The sequence below is a fragment of the Phycisphaerales bacterium genome, assembly GCA_040217175.1.
Classification (GTDB): domain Bacteria; phylum Planctomycetota; class Phycisphaerae; order Phycisphaerales; family UBA1924; genus JAHCJI01.
This window is the reverse complement of the sequence record JAVJNT010000002.1, coordinates 894325-907892: the sequence shown is the minus strand read 5'-3', so window position 1 is coordinate 907892 and position 13568 is coordinate 894325. Positions and strand designations below refer to the sequence as shown.

Genomic DNA, 13568 nt, shown 5'->3' with positions numbered 1-13568 from the left:
GGGAGGCCGCTCAGCTCGCCTCGGCCCGCGGATGGGCCTTGTCGTAGCTCTCGCGGAGGCGCTGGCCGCTCAGGTGCGTATACACCTGGGTGGTGCTCAGCGACTGGTGGCCCAGGAGCGCCTGCACGGCGCGAAGGTCGGCCCCGTTGTCCAGCAAGTGAGTGGCGAACGTGTGCCGCAGCGTGTGCGGGCTGATCGAGGAATCGAGCCCCACCATGCTGAGGTACTTGTCGAGCTTGCGGCGGACCGAGCGGCTGCTCAGGCGCTTGCCGTGCTTGTTGATGAACAGCGGGGTCTTGTCGGCCTCGCCCTTGAGCACGCCGCCGAAGCGCGGGTCAGTGCGCAGGCGCTCGACGTAGCGGCCCATGGTCTCCATGGCGCGCTCGCCCAGCGGCACGAGGCGTTCCTTGTTGCCCTTGCCCTTGACGCGGAGCACGCGCTGCTCGAAGTCGACGTCGGCGAAGGTCAGGCCCACCAGCTCGCTCACGCGCAGGCCGGTGGAGTACAACGTCTGCAGGATGGCGCGGTCGCGCGTGCCCAGCACGTCCTTCTCGTCGGGGGCGCTGAGGAGCTGCTCGACCTGCTCGATCGTGATGGCCTTGGGCAACCGCTTGGTCTGCCGCGGCGTGCGGATCTGGACCATCGGGTTGCTGCTGGCGACCTTGCCTCGCACGGCCCACTTGAAGAACGACCGAAGCGTGGCGATCTTGCGCGCCAGCGTGGCGGCCGAGTAGTGGTGGGCGTCCAGGTGCTCGAGGAACTTGCGGATGAGCTCGCTGTCGGCCTCGCAGATGGCGTCGGTCAGCGTCGGGCCGGGGCCCTTCTGGCCCGCCAGGCGCTGGTCGTACGCGGCCTGCTCGGCCGGCGTGTCGATGTCGCGCTTGAGGTGCTCGACCAGGAACTCGATGAACTGCTTCAGGTCTGCGCCATAGCACCGGGCGGTGTACGGGCTGAACTGACGCTCATCGGTCAGGTAGGTGCTAAAGGCTTCGGTGAGCGGCAATGCCGTCATGTCTGCACTCCTTCGCGGGGCCCAACGCGGGCCCTGTCGGCGTCATCGCGAGGTCCGACTCGCACGCCCGACTCCTGAGATATCGGCCAGTTCAAAAGGCGGGTTTCTTTCCCTTGGTCTTTTCTGGACCACTTTTTTCGCCTCTGAGGTACGTGAAATCCCGTAATTACCCTGGTTCCGATCCATTCGTAACCCGCTGGCGGCCGAGGCGAACCCACTCGCGCTGGAGCAGCAGGCCCACCGCCTCGAACGTCACGAACCGCTCGTACGCGGGCATGCTCCGCAGGTACCGCTCCCAGCGCAGCGACGACACGGCCTGTTGGCGACCGTCGGCGTACCGCCGAACGCGCATCTTCACGTCGTCGTCGCGGCCGTCGAGCACCAGCATGACCGAGCTGGCCGGGCCGCGGCCTTCCAGGCTCTGGGTGCCGAAGTAGTCGTACTCGGTCGGCTCGTCGCGGAGGTTGCGCGGGTCGATCTCGATCTCGCCCGAGCCGCGATTGGCCAGCGCGCCGGGCCTCGCGTACAGCCCGAGTGCGATGCCCATGATCGGCTCGTATGGGTCGTACGCGGTGATGCTGCCGACGACCACGCCGTCGGCGCCGACCGCCCGGGCCAGCCGATCGAGGTCGGCCGGCGTCTCGGGAAAGGCCATGTCGAGGCTCGCCATGGCGTCGAGCGTGCGATTGAGCGGCAGGGCCCGCAGCCCCCGCGCCTGGGTGATGGTCGCCACCAGCGTGTCGCTGACGGCCAGGCGATCCACCGCCGTCGTGCCGCTCTCGTTGCGCAAGGGCACGACCGCCCACACCGGCTCGGCCGGCGTGCTGGCGTACGGCGATATGAGCTGCTGTGGCGGCCGCAGCGGGTCGGGCTTGGCGCAACCGACAAGCAGCCCGGCAAGCGCAATGGCCAGCGACAGCAGCAGGACGGCACGACTCACGCCCCATGGCTTCATGCCTGTATTGTTGCACCAAAAGACAACGCCCGGAGTTACCGGGCGTTGCAAGGGACGGAGATTAGGGATTCAACTTAGTTGCCGCCGTCCGGGACGCCGGTGTACGACGGGCCCTGGCCGGAGGGGTTGTTGATGTCCGGATCGATGCCGGTGGCCGCCAGGATGGCGTTGTTGGCGCTCATCGACCAGATGTTGTCCACGCCGCCGCGGTCGGAGATGTAGAAGATCTCGTTGGCCGGGCCCCAGGCGGGCATCAGGTTGACGGCGTTGTCGTCGGTCAACTCGACCAGCGAGGTGCCGTCGTTGGCGACCATCCAGAGCTGGGCCGAGGTCGGACGGGTCTCGTCCATCTTGGCCCACTGGGTGGGGTTGGGAACGGTCGCGAAGCTGATCCACTTGCCGTCGCGGCTCCAAGCCGGGTTGATGCACGCGGCGTAGGGGCTCGAGGCGACCTGGGTCAGGTTGCTGGCGGTCATGCCGTTGAAGTCCAGGCTCCAGACGGTGAAGGCGCGGTCGCCGCGCTGCTTGCTCTGCTGGAACAGGATGCGCTCGCCATTGCCGGTGGCGCTGTTGCCCGTGACGGGCGACCACTGCGGGAACAGGCCGTAGGTCAGGAACTTGCTGACGCCCGGGTTGCCCACTTCGGTCACCCAGATCTCCCACTTGCCGCTGACCTCGCCCAGGCGGCTGAAGGCAAGGTACTTGCCGTCGGGCGACCAGGTCGGGTGCAGCTCGTGGCTGCTCTCGGTGGTGATCTGCACGGCCTTGCCGCCGGTGGTGGGCATGACGAACAGGTCCCAGTTGCCCGAGCGGTTGCTCGAGAACGCGACGCGCTGGCCGTCGGGGCTGAACTTGGGCATCACGTCGTTGCCCTCGCTCTTGGTCAGGCGCGTGATGACGCGGCTGTCGACCGGCTTGATGAAGATGTCGCTGGTCAGGCTGTGCTGCGTGCTGGCGAAGGTGATGTAGCGGCCGTCGGGCGACACGTCGGGGTCGAAGTCGGCGCCCTCGACGCTGAAGCTCACCTGCGAGAGGTTGTTGCCGCCGATTCGGTCGGGGTCGAGCGGCACGAGGCCGGCGTTGTCGGTGAAGACCTCGCCGTAGAAGCCATGCACCGCGTCGGTGGGCTGGAACTGCGCGGGGGTCTTGGGGCTCAGGCTCAGGCGCTCGCCCGACTGCGGGGCCACGCCGGTGCGCTGGAAGCCCTGCGAGCTATCGGCGGTCAGGCCGATGGAGTACGGATCGATCGGCGAGCTGGTCGAGGGCGACCGGTTGCGGTCGTAGTTGTTGCTGGCAACCGGCGTGCGATACGTGCTGGTGGGCGTCGTCTGTGCGCCGACCTGCTGCTCGCTCGTACGGATCACGGGACCGCTCGCCACGCCCGTGCCCGAGCTGGTCGTGCACGCGGTGGCAAGGCCGGCAACCGCGATCAGTGCGGCGGCCAGGACGGTCGAGTTCATGCTGCTGTTCATCATCGTTCGGGTCTCCATCCCTGGTTCACGGTGCCGTGAAGGCGGATCGGCGGGCCAACCGCGGCCCCCGCTGCACTCGCCGCTGCGAACCACGCCGCAACGGGCAACTCTCGCGGGTGATCGATCCGGACAACGGCGTCCGGTCGCGCCACCCATGCCGGTTGTTTCGGCCCGCCACACCCCCGCCTGAAGCCCGACTCCGGAAAACGGACCAGAAACGACCGCCTTCGCAAGATCGCACCGGGTTATGGGCCGCACGCGCATGCGAAAAGGCCCGACGCTCTTGCGTCGGGCCTTGCATCACGGCTCGCGTTCCGGGGGTGGTTCTCGGCCCTGGCTCAGGCGTGGCCGTCGGCCGATCGGCCCACGATCGCCGGAGTCTCGCCGCGGCGGACCCAGGGCACGTTGCGGCGTTCGTCGGTGTGGGTCAGGTGGTCCAGGTAGTGGCGGAGCTGCGGTTCGGCGAATCTCTCGAGGAAGGCGGGCGAGGCGGATCGGTTGATGGTGATGATGCGATCGACGACCTGCTCCCGGGTCAATCGCGTTGTAGGGCCAGGCGAGTGGATCTCCGCCATCTCGCACGACTCGGGCATCGCAGCCAGGTCGCGCATCGTGTCTTCTCCGATGTTCCCCCGAGCCGCACGACGAGCCGGCCCGGGGTGCCGCAGTTTCGGCCCTTGCAGAGCCGCCGATTGACATTTTCCGGACGTGCGAAGGCCCCTGACGAGCGCATAAACTCGGTCATGCTGCTCTTCGGCCCAAGGTCTGGTGGTGCGTGGTCGGTCGGCTCACAAGGTGCTGAGCCCGACTGGCCCGTCTGGCTCGGCAACATTTTTTCCGACGCCGTCGAGCCCCAACCCAACCAAACACTGATCGCCTGGTCCGGCTGGTTCGACGACGACGCGCGGCCCGAGTCGGGCGTCTTCCACCACGACCCGCGCACCTGGACGGCCACCGGCTGGGAGACGCTCGAGGCCCGGCTCACCGACCTGCTGCCGAATTTCGAGGCCGCCGGCGCCCGGCTGCTGCTGCGGCCGCACGTGCGGCACGTGATATCGGACGCTCCGAGCGTCCGCCGCGTGCTGGGGCTCTTCGAGACCGAGGCGCTGGGCATCTTCTTAGAGCCGGCCGCGATGCTGACCGCCGGCATGGCGGGCGACGCCCAGGACCACCTCACCCGCATCCTCGAGGCGCTCGGCGATCACGAGCGCGTGGCGGCCGTGCTGCTGACCGGGGCCGAGCGGCCCGCGCTGGGCGAGGCCGACGGCGAGCACGACGACCTGCTCGTGCCGGCGCCGCTGACGCGCGGCTCGATCGACTACCACGACCTGCTGGCGGTGCTGCGCGGCCACGGCCCGTTCGAGCGGCCGATCGCGCTCTACGACGAGGATGTTCCCGCGCAGCTCGACCTGCTGCGCGAGGCCGGCGTCCTACCCTCTGCGTCCGCGACCACCTGACCGCCGCAGGGAGCCAGCATGCCCGACGAGCCCCGCACGCCCACGCTCGACCACCCGAACTTCAAGGCCGTCAAGGACGCCTTCCCCGGCGCCAAGCTCAGCGGCACGGAGTTCCGCGGCCAGTCGTCGCTAATCGTGGAGCCCAAGGACGCGCACGCCGTCCTGGCGTTCCTCAAGAACGACCGCGGCTACGACTTCCTCTCCGAGGTCACCGCGGCCGACTACCTGAACTACCCCGGCGACACGCCCGGCCGCTTCGGCGTGATCTACAACATGATCAACACGCAGAGCGAGGACCGCTTCTTCGTGAAGACCTACGTCGACCCCTCGCTGCCGACCGACGGCATCGAAGAAGATCCGGCCCTCGTGGTCGACAGCGTCACCGACATCTGGCCCGGGGCCGAATGGCCCGAGCGCGAGGTGTTCGACATGTACGGCATCCGCTTCACGGGCCACCCCGACCTGCGTCGCATCCTGACGTGGGAGGCCTACCCCGCCCACCCGCTGCGCAAGGACTATCCGGTGCGCGGGCGCGGCGAGCGCGAGAGCTACCGGATCGTCGATCGCAGCGATGCGTAGGGAAGTTGCTGATAGCTGAACAAGCTTAGCTACAATTTTGTATGCTGCTTCAGCGGATATTGGATACCGCCGTATCCAGAGGGCAATGGAAACCGCTGCTGCTAGGTGTTGTTATAGCTGCAAGCGGCTGCAGCATGCAGCTTCTCGCAAACAGTCAGTTGACTCCAAAGTCAATCTCGGTGAGTGGCTACACGCGAATTGACGGAACTCGAGTGTCTGCACACTCCAGGAGGCCACCGGGCTCAAAGGACCAAGATTGGCCCTATGAGTTGCTTGCCGGGTTTGGACTACTCATTGCGGTCGGCGGAGCTATCGGAACGAGCGTTACGCTTCGACAAGTTTGGATAGACACTCCGGGCCCTCCTGTGCGACGCACAGAACAGAAGCGAGTACACGACACTCGAGCAGTCATCAGGCTCACCTCATCTACAGGCTCTGACGACCTGAAGACTTGTTCCAGGTGTCAACGACCCATTGCCGCAGCAAGCACATTCTGGTACCTTGCCGCTAATGGCCCTGAGGGAGCCCCGGTGTACTGCAACAAGTGCTCAGTACATCTTCGATCAGACCTGATCAATTTCGCTCCTCAGATAGGCTACTACGACGAAGTATCAAGGCAGCTACACCGATTCGCAGCAGAACACTCGAAACAAAATCATGGAGCCTCAGGGGTTCCTAGTGGATCAAGACAAGATGACGAGCAAATCCTCGCGGATTGGCAAGAGTTCTTGCTGAATTGTCGACAGGTTCGTGAAGCAGCGTTGGCTAATGCGAAATCCAGCTAGCCGGTACAGGATCGCCAACAGCGCGATTGCCACCGCCAGCGCCCCACCTGCCACGATGTCCCACCCGGGCACGCCCCGGCGGGGGCCGACGTCCGGACCGACGCTGGACTGGCAGTTCTAGCCCACCGTCGTGTCGTCGTAGGACTCGATGGCGCAGCGTTAGCAGTTTTGGGTCACGCCGCGATAGCGGCCTAGACAACCTTCGACGCCGGCTGCGGCTGAGCTAGTTTTTGCGGAAGCCGTGGACGGCGTGGCGGAGGGGGACGCCGTAGGCGCGTTCGGCGTGGGTGGCGGTGTCGAGGGCCGTGTCAAAGGCGCGGGGGGCCAGCAGCATCGCGATGGGCGAGATCGGGCGGCGGCCCGGTCCGTGGGCGCCCGAGAGCGAGCGCACGCGGTGGCGGAAGCCGCGGCCCCGGCCCATGGCCACGCTCAGCAGGATGAGGGCGCGCTCGTACTCGGGCTGGCCGCGCCATATGCGGCCGATCACGACGATGCCCATCGGCACGCCTACCGCCGCCATCACGATGCCCAGCTTCATGGCGGGCGAGAGCGCGTCGGCCCAGCTTCCGGCGGCCTGCGGCTCGCTCGCCGGCTCGTCGTCGGTCGGGGCGCCTTCGTTGATGATCTCGATGGGCCCGAGCCGGTAGCTCTCTTGCGCGAGCGCCAGCGTGGGGATCAGCAGCACGATGAGGACGCACAACCGCTTCATGCCACCGCTCCCTTCTGACGCTTGCCGTTGCCGGTGCGGCTCGCGCCGCGCTGCCATCGCTGGCGCGCTTCGGCTTCGAGGCTGCCCAGGCACGCGGCCGCGCGCGCTCGTGCGCCGGGGTCGGCGTCGTGGCGCGCCATGTCGGCGATGACGGCGGCCAGCTCGGTCCAGCGCCGGCCCAGCGAGAGTTCGGGCCCGCGCCGCAGCACGCGGGAGGCAACCCAGAGACCCGACACGCGGTGGGCGGCCCGCTCGTCGCCCAGCATGGTGCGCAGGGCCGCCTCGCTGGCCTGCCGGGCGGCGCGGTCGGGCTTGCGCTCGACGCCGATGAGCCCGGCGCGCACGGCGTTGGCGCGCACGCGCTGGTGCTCGTCGCCGGTCAGCTCGACGAAGCGGTCGGCCGGCGCTTCGATCAATCCGCGGCGGCGGCGATCGTCGATGGCCTCGACCGCGTTGGCGCGCACGCGGGCGGCCGGGTAGCGGCACGCGGCCTCGATGGCCTTGCTGACCTCGCGGCCGGGCGCGATCGAGAGCGCGCGGACGGCCGACGCCGCGACGCGCTGGCGCTCGTCGTCTTCGGCCAGCCCGCTGGCGGGCCCGGCGATCATGACTGCCGCGAGCAGCGCGTCGCGCACGCCCTCGTGCTTCGCGGGCAGGCGCAGGCGGCGGGCGAGCGTCATGGCCTCGATCTGCCGGGCGGGGTCTTCGGACTCGAGCGCCACCAGGAGCCACTTGCCGCGCGCATCGGTGCGCTTGAGCGCGGCGCGGGCCGAGCACGCGGCCAAGGCATCGGCGCCGCGCTTGCCGGCGCGGGCGAGCTCCTGCTGGCCGATCATGCGGACGACCTCGTCGGGGTGGCGGTCGAGGGCGGCCATCCAGGCGTCGACGGGCTGCGTCGCCGCGGGCACGGCCTCGAGCGGCTCGCCCAGGCGGCTGAGGTTGAGCACCGCCGACCGCGCGACCGAGCCATCGGCGTCGTAGGCCAGGTCTTCGATGATCGTGGGCGGCGCGAAGCGCGTGAGCGAGTACCGCACGCGGGCGTCGTCGTCGTTCAGGCGGGGCGTGAGCACGCGCGCGCGGACCTGGCGATCGAGCTGGAGCGCCGCCATCCATTCGGCCAGGCCAGCGCGGGCGCGGGCGTCGAGCCGCTCGATGGTCGTCTCGCCCGGCACGGGGCAGGCCTCGGGCCAGTCGATGGGCGGCGTGGTCGACGCGTCGATGTCGGGCTGCTTCGGCTCGACCTCGCCGACCGCCTGCCCAACAGCCTGACGCATGCGCGGCCGCGCCTGCATGCCCGCGACGCGGCTGGCGCGCAGCCGCCGGCGCGTCAGGAACGCACGGTGCAGCACCGCCTCGTGTTCGGCTGGCGTGTTCGCGCGGCTGAGGCGGTCGCCGGCGGCCTGGGCCAGGTGGTCGACGACGATCCACGACAGCGCGCGTTGGCGCGCGAGCGGGAGGTCGGCCTTTCGCAGGACGGTGCGGAGCGCGCCGTGGGCGCCGGCGTTGCCGCCGCGGGCGTTGCTTGGGCGGGTGGCGAGCCAATTCGCCAGCGGCGAACCGATGCCGCGACGGCCGGCCGAGGCGCTGGCCTCGGTCAAGATCGCGAGGGCGGCCAGCAGCACGCCGAAGCGGCGGTGCTCGTCGAAGTGGATGACGGCCTGGGCGATGACCTCCTCGACGCCCTGGACGGTCGCAACTTCCGCTGGCAGATCGCCGAGGTCGGGCTCGGCGTCGCCCTCGCGCGCGTGCAGGCTGGCCAGGTCGATCTCAGCGGCCCGGCCCGTCGCGCGGACGAGCGCTCGCTCGGCCGCCATCGCCACGCCGCGGTCCTCGTCGGCCAGCATGGGGCCGGCCAAGCGGAGGGCCTGGAGCGAGCCCAGCCGACCGCCGACGAGCCCGGCCAGCTCGGCCGCCGAGGCCCGGGCCCGCGGGTCGTCCATGCGGGCAGCGCGGTCGAGGGCCCGCAGCCAGCGGGCGGGCCCGGCGGCGTCGAGGGCGCGGCCTCGGAGCGACTCGGGCAGGGCCTGCCAATTCCGCGTGAGCTGGAAGAGGGCCTCCTGGCTGGCCGGCACGCTCGTGCCGCCGAAGACGAGGTGGCCGGCCTTGGTCGCGAGGGATGCGATGCCCGCGAGTCGATCGCCGTGCGCGGCCCTGCGGACGAGCCATGCCGCCGCCCGCATGCGGTCGTTGCCCTCGAGCCAGGGCAGGGCCTCGCCGAGCGCCATGGCGCGGAGGCTGGCGGGCAGCCACCGGACCTTGCGGAGTCCCTCGGAGCGGCCGAGCTCGCTGAGCGCCTCCAGGCTCGGGCCGTCGCTGCCGCTCGCATCTGCGGCTGGGCGCAAGGATGGGCGGATGGGGTCGGCCATGGGCTCCTTCGACGATGCCAAACGCGGACCTGCGGGTCCGAAAGATAGCGGTCCCCCGGCGGTGGGGGGTGGCGGATTTCCGTATCGACGCACGATCGAGCAGCCCGCCATAAGCGACAGGCCGCTGCTACGATGGTGCATGCTGGCTGCGCGCCGAATTACGTCGCCCCGCTGAGGGGCCAGAGCCGCACTCGCCTTGCCGCGGGCCGACCGGTCCGCACCCGTACCATCCAAGCCCAAGACCGGGCCCGGCCCAGCACCGGGCCTCGTTCACCGCCGACCGGGCGTCTGCTCGATCGCCGTCGGCCCTTCGCGGAGCGTCAGCGCCATGCCGGACACGACCAAGACCCAGCACCAAGACAAGAAGCCCGACCGCAAGCAGGAAAAGAACCGATACCGACAGAGCCTGAACCTGCCGCAGACCGACTTTCCGATGCGCGCGGGGCTGGTGAACAACGAGCCGGCGAGCATCGAGCGGTGGGGCAAGGCCGGCATCTACCAGAAGCTGCGGGAGCGGCGGAAGGACGCGCCCGACTTTGCCTTCCACGACGGCCCGCCCTACGCCAACGGCTCGATCCACCTGGGCCACCTGACCAACAAGACGCTCAAGGACTTCGTCGTCCGCAGCCAGACGCTCATGGGCAAGGACTGCCCGTTCGTGCCGGGGTGGGACTGCCACGGCCTGCCCATCGAGCACAAGGTGATGGGCGAGCTGGTCAAGAGCAAGAAGATCAAGGATCTCGACGGGCTCGACGCCTGGGAGCGGCGAGCGCGCGTGCGCGCCGAGTGCGAGCAGTATGCCAAGAAGTACGTCGAGCTGCAGAGCGGGCAGATGATCCGCCTGCTCACGATGGCCGACTACGACAACCCGTACCTGACCATCCAGCCCGAGTTCGAGAAGGCCGTGACCGAGGTGCTGGCCGACCTGTGCGAGCGCGGCTTGGTGTATCGCGCCCTCAAGCCGGTGCACTGGTCGATCGCCAACGAGACGGCGTTGGCCGAGGCCGAGCTGGAGTACATGGACCGCGAGGACACGTCGATCTACGTCGACTTCGAGGCGGCTGACAAGGAGAAGGTCTACGACGCCTTCGGCATCCCCGATGCCGAGCGGCCGGGCCAGATGCCCAGCTTCATGATCTGGACGACGACGCCCTGGACGCTGCCGGCGAACCTGGCCGTGGCGGTGGGCAAGAAGTTTGAGTACGTGCTGGCGCGCATCGATGGCAATCTCACGGTCGTCGCCGAGGCGCTGCTCGAGACGGTCGCCAAGATGGGCAACGCCGAGGACGTGCACGTGCTGGCGAAGACGACCGGCTCGTCGCTGGTCGGCCTGAAGTATCGCCACCCATTCCTGGAATTTACGCCCAAGGGCCAGGGCGCCGAGTGCAAGGACGCGTGCTGGACGATCTACGACGCCGAGTACGTCACGCTCGAGGACGGCACGGGCCTGGTGCACACAGCGCCGGGCCACGGCGCCGAGGACTACGACACGGGCAAGCGCGTGGGGTTGCCGATCTACTGCCCGGTGCAGGGCAACGGCACGTACGACGACACGACGCCCGAGTGGCTCGCGGGCGAGCACATCTGGAAGGCCAACGACGCCATCACCGACAGGCTGCGCGACAGCGGGCACCTGTTCCATAGCTCGAAGTTCATGCACAGCTACCCGCACGACTGGCGGAGCAAAACGCCGGTGATCTTCCGCAGCACCGAGCAGTGGTTCGTGAGCATCGACGGCGAGTTCACCGTCGATGGCGATGAGGCCAAGTCCCTGCGCGAGCGTTCGCTGCACTGGGTCGGCGCGGACAATCCGCAGAGCGTCGACTTCCACCCCGCCTGGGCGCGGAACCGATTGCGGGGCATGCTCGACAGCCGGCCCGACTGGTGCATCAGCCGCCAGCGGGCGTGGGGGTTGCCGATCCCGGCGTTCCATGCGAAGGACGGCACGGCGGTGTTCACGCCCAGCCTGGTGCGCGAGATGGCGCGCGTGTTCGGCGAGCGCGGCAGCGACGCGTGGTTTACCGAGAGTCCCGGCGAGCTGCTGGCGAACTGGAACCCGGCCGACGACGCCGACCTGCCCGACGAGCTGAAGGGCCTGAGCAAGAGCGAGCTGCGCAAGGGCGAGGACATCCTCGACGTGTGGTTCGAGAGCGGCGCGACGTGGAACGCCGTGATGCGGCATCGCCAAGGCGTGTTCCCCAGCGAGCTGTACCTGGAGGGCAGCGACCAGCACCGCGGATGGTTCCAGTCGAGCCTGGCGTGTGCGCTTGGGTCGACGGGCAAGCCGCCCTACAAGGCGGTCGTCACGCACGGCTTCATGGTCGACAAGGACGGCCAGAAGCTCAGCAAGAGCCGGGGCGACACGATCGAGGCGCTGTTCACCAAGTACGGCTGCGACGTGCTGCGGTGGTGGGTGGCCTCGCTCAGCTACGAGAACGACGCCAAGGTCGACGACGAGTTCTTCGGCATCGCCGGCGAGGCCTACCGCAAGGTGCGCAACACGCTGCGGTTCATGCTCGGCAACCTCGGCGACTTCGAGGCGGGCGACGCGGTCGACCTGGCGGGCATCGAGCCGACGAGCATCGACGCGTGGGCGTTGTCGCGGTTCGACGCGCTCAGCGAGGACGTGCTGGCGGCGTACGAGAAGTACGAGTTCCGCACGGCCCATGCGAAGCTGTACGCCTTCTGCAACGACACGATGAGCGCGGTGTACCTCGCGGCCATCAAGGACCGGCTGTACTGCGATAAGGCGGGCAACGCCCGCCGCCGGCGCACGCAGACGGCCCTGCACCGCATCGCCGACGGGCTGTGCCGCCTGCTGGCACCCATCCTGCCGCATACGGCCGACGAGGCGTTCCGCGCCCTGCACCGGGTGGGGGCCGACGACGTCGAGACGTGCGTGCACCTGGAGACCGCCCTGCCCGCGAGTGGCATCGCCGCCGACGACCGCTGGGCGAAGGTCATGGACCTGCGCGACCAGGCGCTGGCGGCCATCGAGGTCGCCCGCGGCTCGGCGAGCGAGGGCGGCATGGACATCGACAATCCGTTGGACGCCTGGGTCACGCTGCCCAGCCCGGACGGCCTGCTCGGGGGCTTCGAGCCGACGGACCTGGCCGACCTGCTGGGCGTGAGCAAGGTCGAGGTCGGCTCGGGCGAGATCTCGGTCGCCGACAAGCGGAGCGAGGTCCGGTGCGAGCGGTCGTGGAAGCGCGACGGCACGGTGAAGGAGCGATCCGACGGCGGCATGCTGAGCGATCGCGACGCCGAGGCCTTGGGCGTCGCATAGGCGATACGCGCACTTTTTGCGCGTGTGGTCGGGATGTTGCCGGTATTCAACGTCCGAGAATGCTTGGCCCGAAGGTGTTGCACAGAAGCAACACAGCCGGGCCCGCATGTGGGCCGATGACCGATGCGATGGAGCAACATCGAGACAACAACGGCCCTGGTCGGGGCGACGGAGCGGCTGGTCGGCCCTCGCCGAGCGTGCCGGGCATGGTCCCCGTGGCCGACAAGCTGACGAGCCTGGCCCACGACCTGAACAACCTGCTGGACGGGTCGATGCGGCAGCTCGCGCTCGCGCGCCAGTCGCTCGATGCAGAACTGACCGCGTCGGCAGCGCAGGAGCTCGACGGCGTGCGTCAGCACGTGAACACGGCCTACCAGGCGATGGAGCGGATGTGCGACATCCTTCATGCCACGCTGAGCGGAGCCCCGGGCGGGCCGGGCTCGCCGACGATCGCCCGCGGGGAGCCGATCTCGCTGGCCGAGGCGGCCGAGCATGCGTTGGCCGTGGTCGGTCCGGCGGCAGGCGAAGCCCTGGCCCGCCTAGAGGGCCAGCTCGAGGCCGACGTGCAGTCCATCGCGGCGGGGCCGGTGTATCCGCTGATCTTGAACGGCCTGCGCAACGCCATCGAGGCGGTCGACCGATCGGGCAAGCCGGGCACGGTCACGCTCTCGCTGCGGATCGAGGACGACGAGGCCGACGGACCGCAGGTCGTTCTGGAGATCCGCGACACGGGGCCGGGTCTTGATCTCTCGCTCTCGCCGGGCAAGCTGTTCGAGCCGGGGGTGACGAGCAAGCGCAAGGGCTTCGGGCTCGGGCTTGCCATCAGCGCCGAGGTGGCGCGCGACATGGGCGGCACGCTCGAGCTGACGCCCAGCCGCGAGGGCGGCGCCGTGCTGCGGGCCCGCTATCCCGTGCCGCAGGACCGCGGCGCCCAGAGCATCGGGTAG

At 69.2% G+C, this 13568-nt stretch carries 10 protein-coding genes; 4 read left to right on the top strand and 6 right to left on the bottom strand.

What is annotated here, in order from left to right; translation table 11 throughout:
- Window positions 1-10: 10 nt before the first annotated feature.
- From xerC to RIA68_11020, 4 genes are all read right to left on the bottom strand, one after another.
- Entirely contained in the window at window positions 11-1012 is a 1002-nt protein-coding gene (xerC, locus tag RIA68_11035) for a tyrosine recombinase XerC (GenBank protein ID MEQ8317978.1), read from the bottom strand.
- A 166-nt stretch (window positions 1013-1178) separates the two neighbouring features.
- Window positions 1179-1952, bottom strand: coding sequence for a hypothetical protein (locus tag RIA68_11030; GenBank protein MEQ8317977.1), 774 nt, complete (start codon window positions 1950-1952; stop codon window positions 1179-1181).
- An 89-nt stretch (window positions 1953-2041) separates the two neighbouring features.
- Window positions 2042-3442, bottom strand: coding sequence for a DPP IV N-terminal domain-containing protein (locus RIA68_11025; GenBank protein ID MEQ8317976.1), 1401 nt, complete (start codon window positions 3440-3442; stop codon window positions 2042-2044).
- A gap of 335 nt (window positions 3443-3777) precedes the next feature.
- Window positions 3778-4050, bottom strand: coding sequence for a hypothetical protein (locus RIA68_11020; protein MEQ8317975.1), 273 nt, complete (start codon window positions 4048-4050; stop codon window positions 3778-3780).
- A 132-nt stretch (window positions 4051-4182) separates the two neighbouring features.
- On the opposite strand from RIA68_11020, the gene RIA68_11015 reads away from it, so the two are divergent.
- Together RIA68_11015 and RIA68_11010 are read left to right on the top strand one after the other, a co-directional pair.
- Window positions 4183-4896: a hypothetical protein gene (locus RIA68_11015; GenBank protein MEQ8317974.1), complete on the top strand. Its 714-nt coding sequence runs from the start codon at window positions 4183-4185 to the stop codon at window positions 4894-4896.
- A gap of 18 nt (window positions 4897-4914) precedes the next feature.
- A complete protein-coding gene (locus tag RIA68_11010) occupies window positions 4915-5475 on the top strand; it encodes an NADH-quinone oxidoreductase subunit C (GenBank protein MEQ8317973.1) in 561 nt (186 codons plus the stop codon).
- A gap of 1008 nt (window positions 5476-6483) precedes the next feature.
- On the opposite strand, the gene RIA68_11005 is transcribed toward RIA68_11010, so the two are convergent.
- Window positions 6484-6969: a hypothetical protein gene (locus RIA68_11005; protein MEQ8317972.1), complete on the bottom strand. Its 486-nt coding sequence runs from the start codon at window positions 6967-6969 to the stop codon at window positions 6484-6486.
- A complete protein-coding gene (locus RIA68_11000) occupies window positions 6966-9335 on the bottom strand; it encodes a hypothetical protein (GenBank protein ID MEQ8317971.1) in 2370 nt (789 codons plus the stop codon). Before RIA68_11000 ends, RIA68_11005 begins: the two co-directional genes overlap by 4 nt.
- A gap of 328 nt (window positions 9336-9663) precedes the next feature.
- On the opposite strand from RIA68_11000, the gene ileS reads away from it, so the two are divergent.
- Together ileS and RIA68_10990 are read left to right on the top strand one after the other, a co-directional pair.
- On the top strand, window positions 9664-12621 hold the full coding sequence (ileS, locus tag RIA68_10995) for an isoleucine--tRNA ligase (GenBank protein ID MEQ8317970.1): 2958 nt from the start codon (window positions 9664-9666) through the stop codon (window positions 12619-12621).
- Window positions 12622-12827: 206 nt separating this feature from the next.
- Complete coding sequence (locus RIA68_10990; GenBank protein ID MEQ8317969.1) at window positions 12828-13568, top strand: sensor histidine kinase; 741 nt, start codon at window positions 12828-12830, stop codon at window positions 13566-13568.

Bases quoted from the DNA above. Each gene is read 5' to 3' on its own strand.
- RIA68_11025 (MEQ8317976.1), bottom strand. From the start codon at position 3,442: ATGATGAACAGCAGCATGAACTCGACCGTCCTGGCCGCCGCACTGATC.
- RIA68_11010 (MEQ8317973.1), top strand. From the start codon at position 4,915: ATGCCCGACGAGCCCCGCACGCCCACGCTCGACCACCCGAACTTCAAG.
- RIA68_11005 (MEQ8317972.1), bottom strand. From the start codon at position 6,969: ATGAAGCGGTTGTGCGTCCTCATCGTGCTGCTGATCCCCACGCTGGCG.
- xerC (MEQ8317978.1), bottom strand. From the start codon at position 1,012: ATGACGGCATTGCCGCTCACCGAAGCCTTTAGCACCTACCTGACCGAT.
- ileS (MEQ8317970.1), top strand. From the start codon at position 9,664: ATGCCGGACACGACCAAGACCCAGCACCAAGACAAGAAGCCCGACCGC.
- RIA68_11000 (MEQ8317971.1), bottom strand. From the start codon at position 9,335: ATGGCCGACCCCATCCGCCCATCCTTGCGCCCAGCCGCAGATGCGAGC.
- RIA68_10990 (MEQ8317969.1), top strand. From the start codon at position 12,828: ATGGTCCCCGTGGCCGACAAGCTGACGAGCCTGGCCCACGACCTGAAC.
- RIA68_11020 (MEQ8317975.1), bottom strand. From the start codon at position 4,050: ATGCGCGACCTGGCTGCGATGCCCGAGTCGTGCGAGATGGCGGAGATC.
- RIA68_11015 (MEQ8317974.1), top strand. From the start codon at position 4,183: ATGCTGCTCTTCGGCCCAAGGTCTGGTGGTGCGTGGTCGGTCGGCTCA.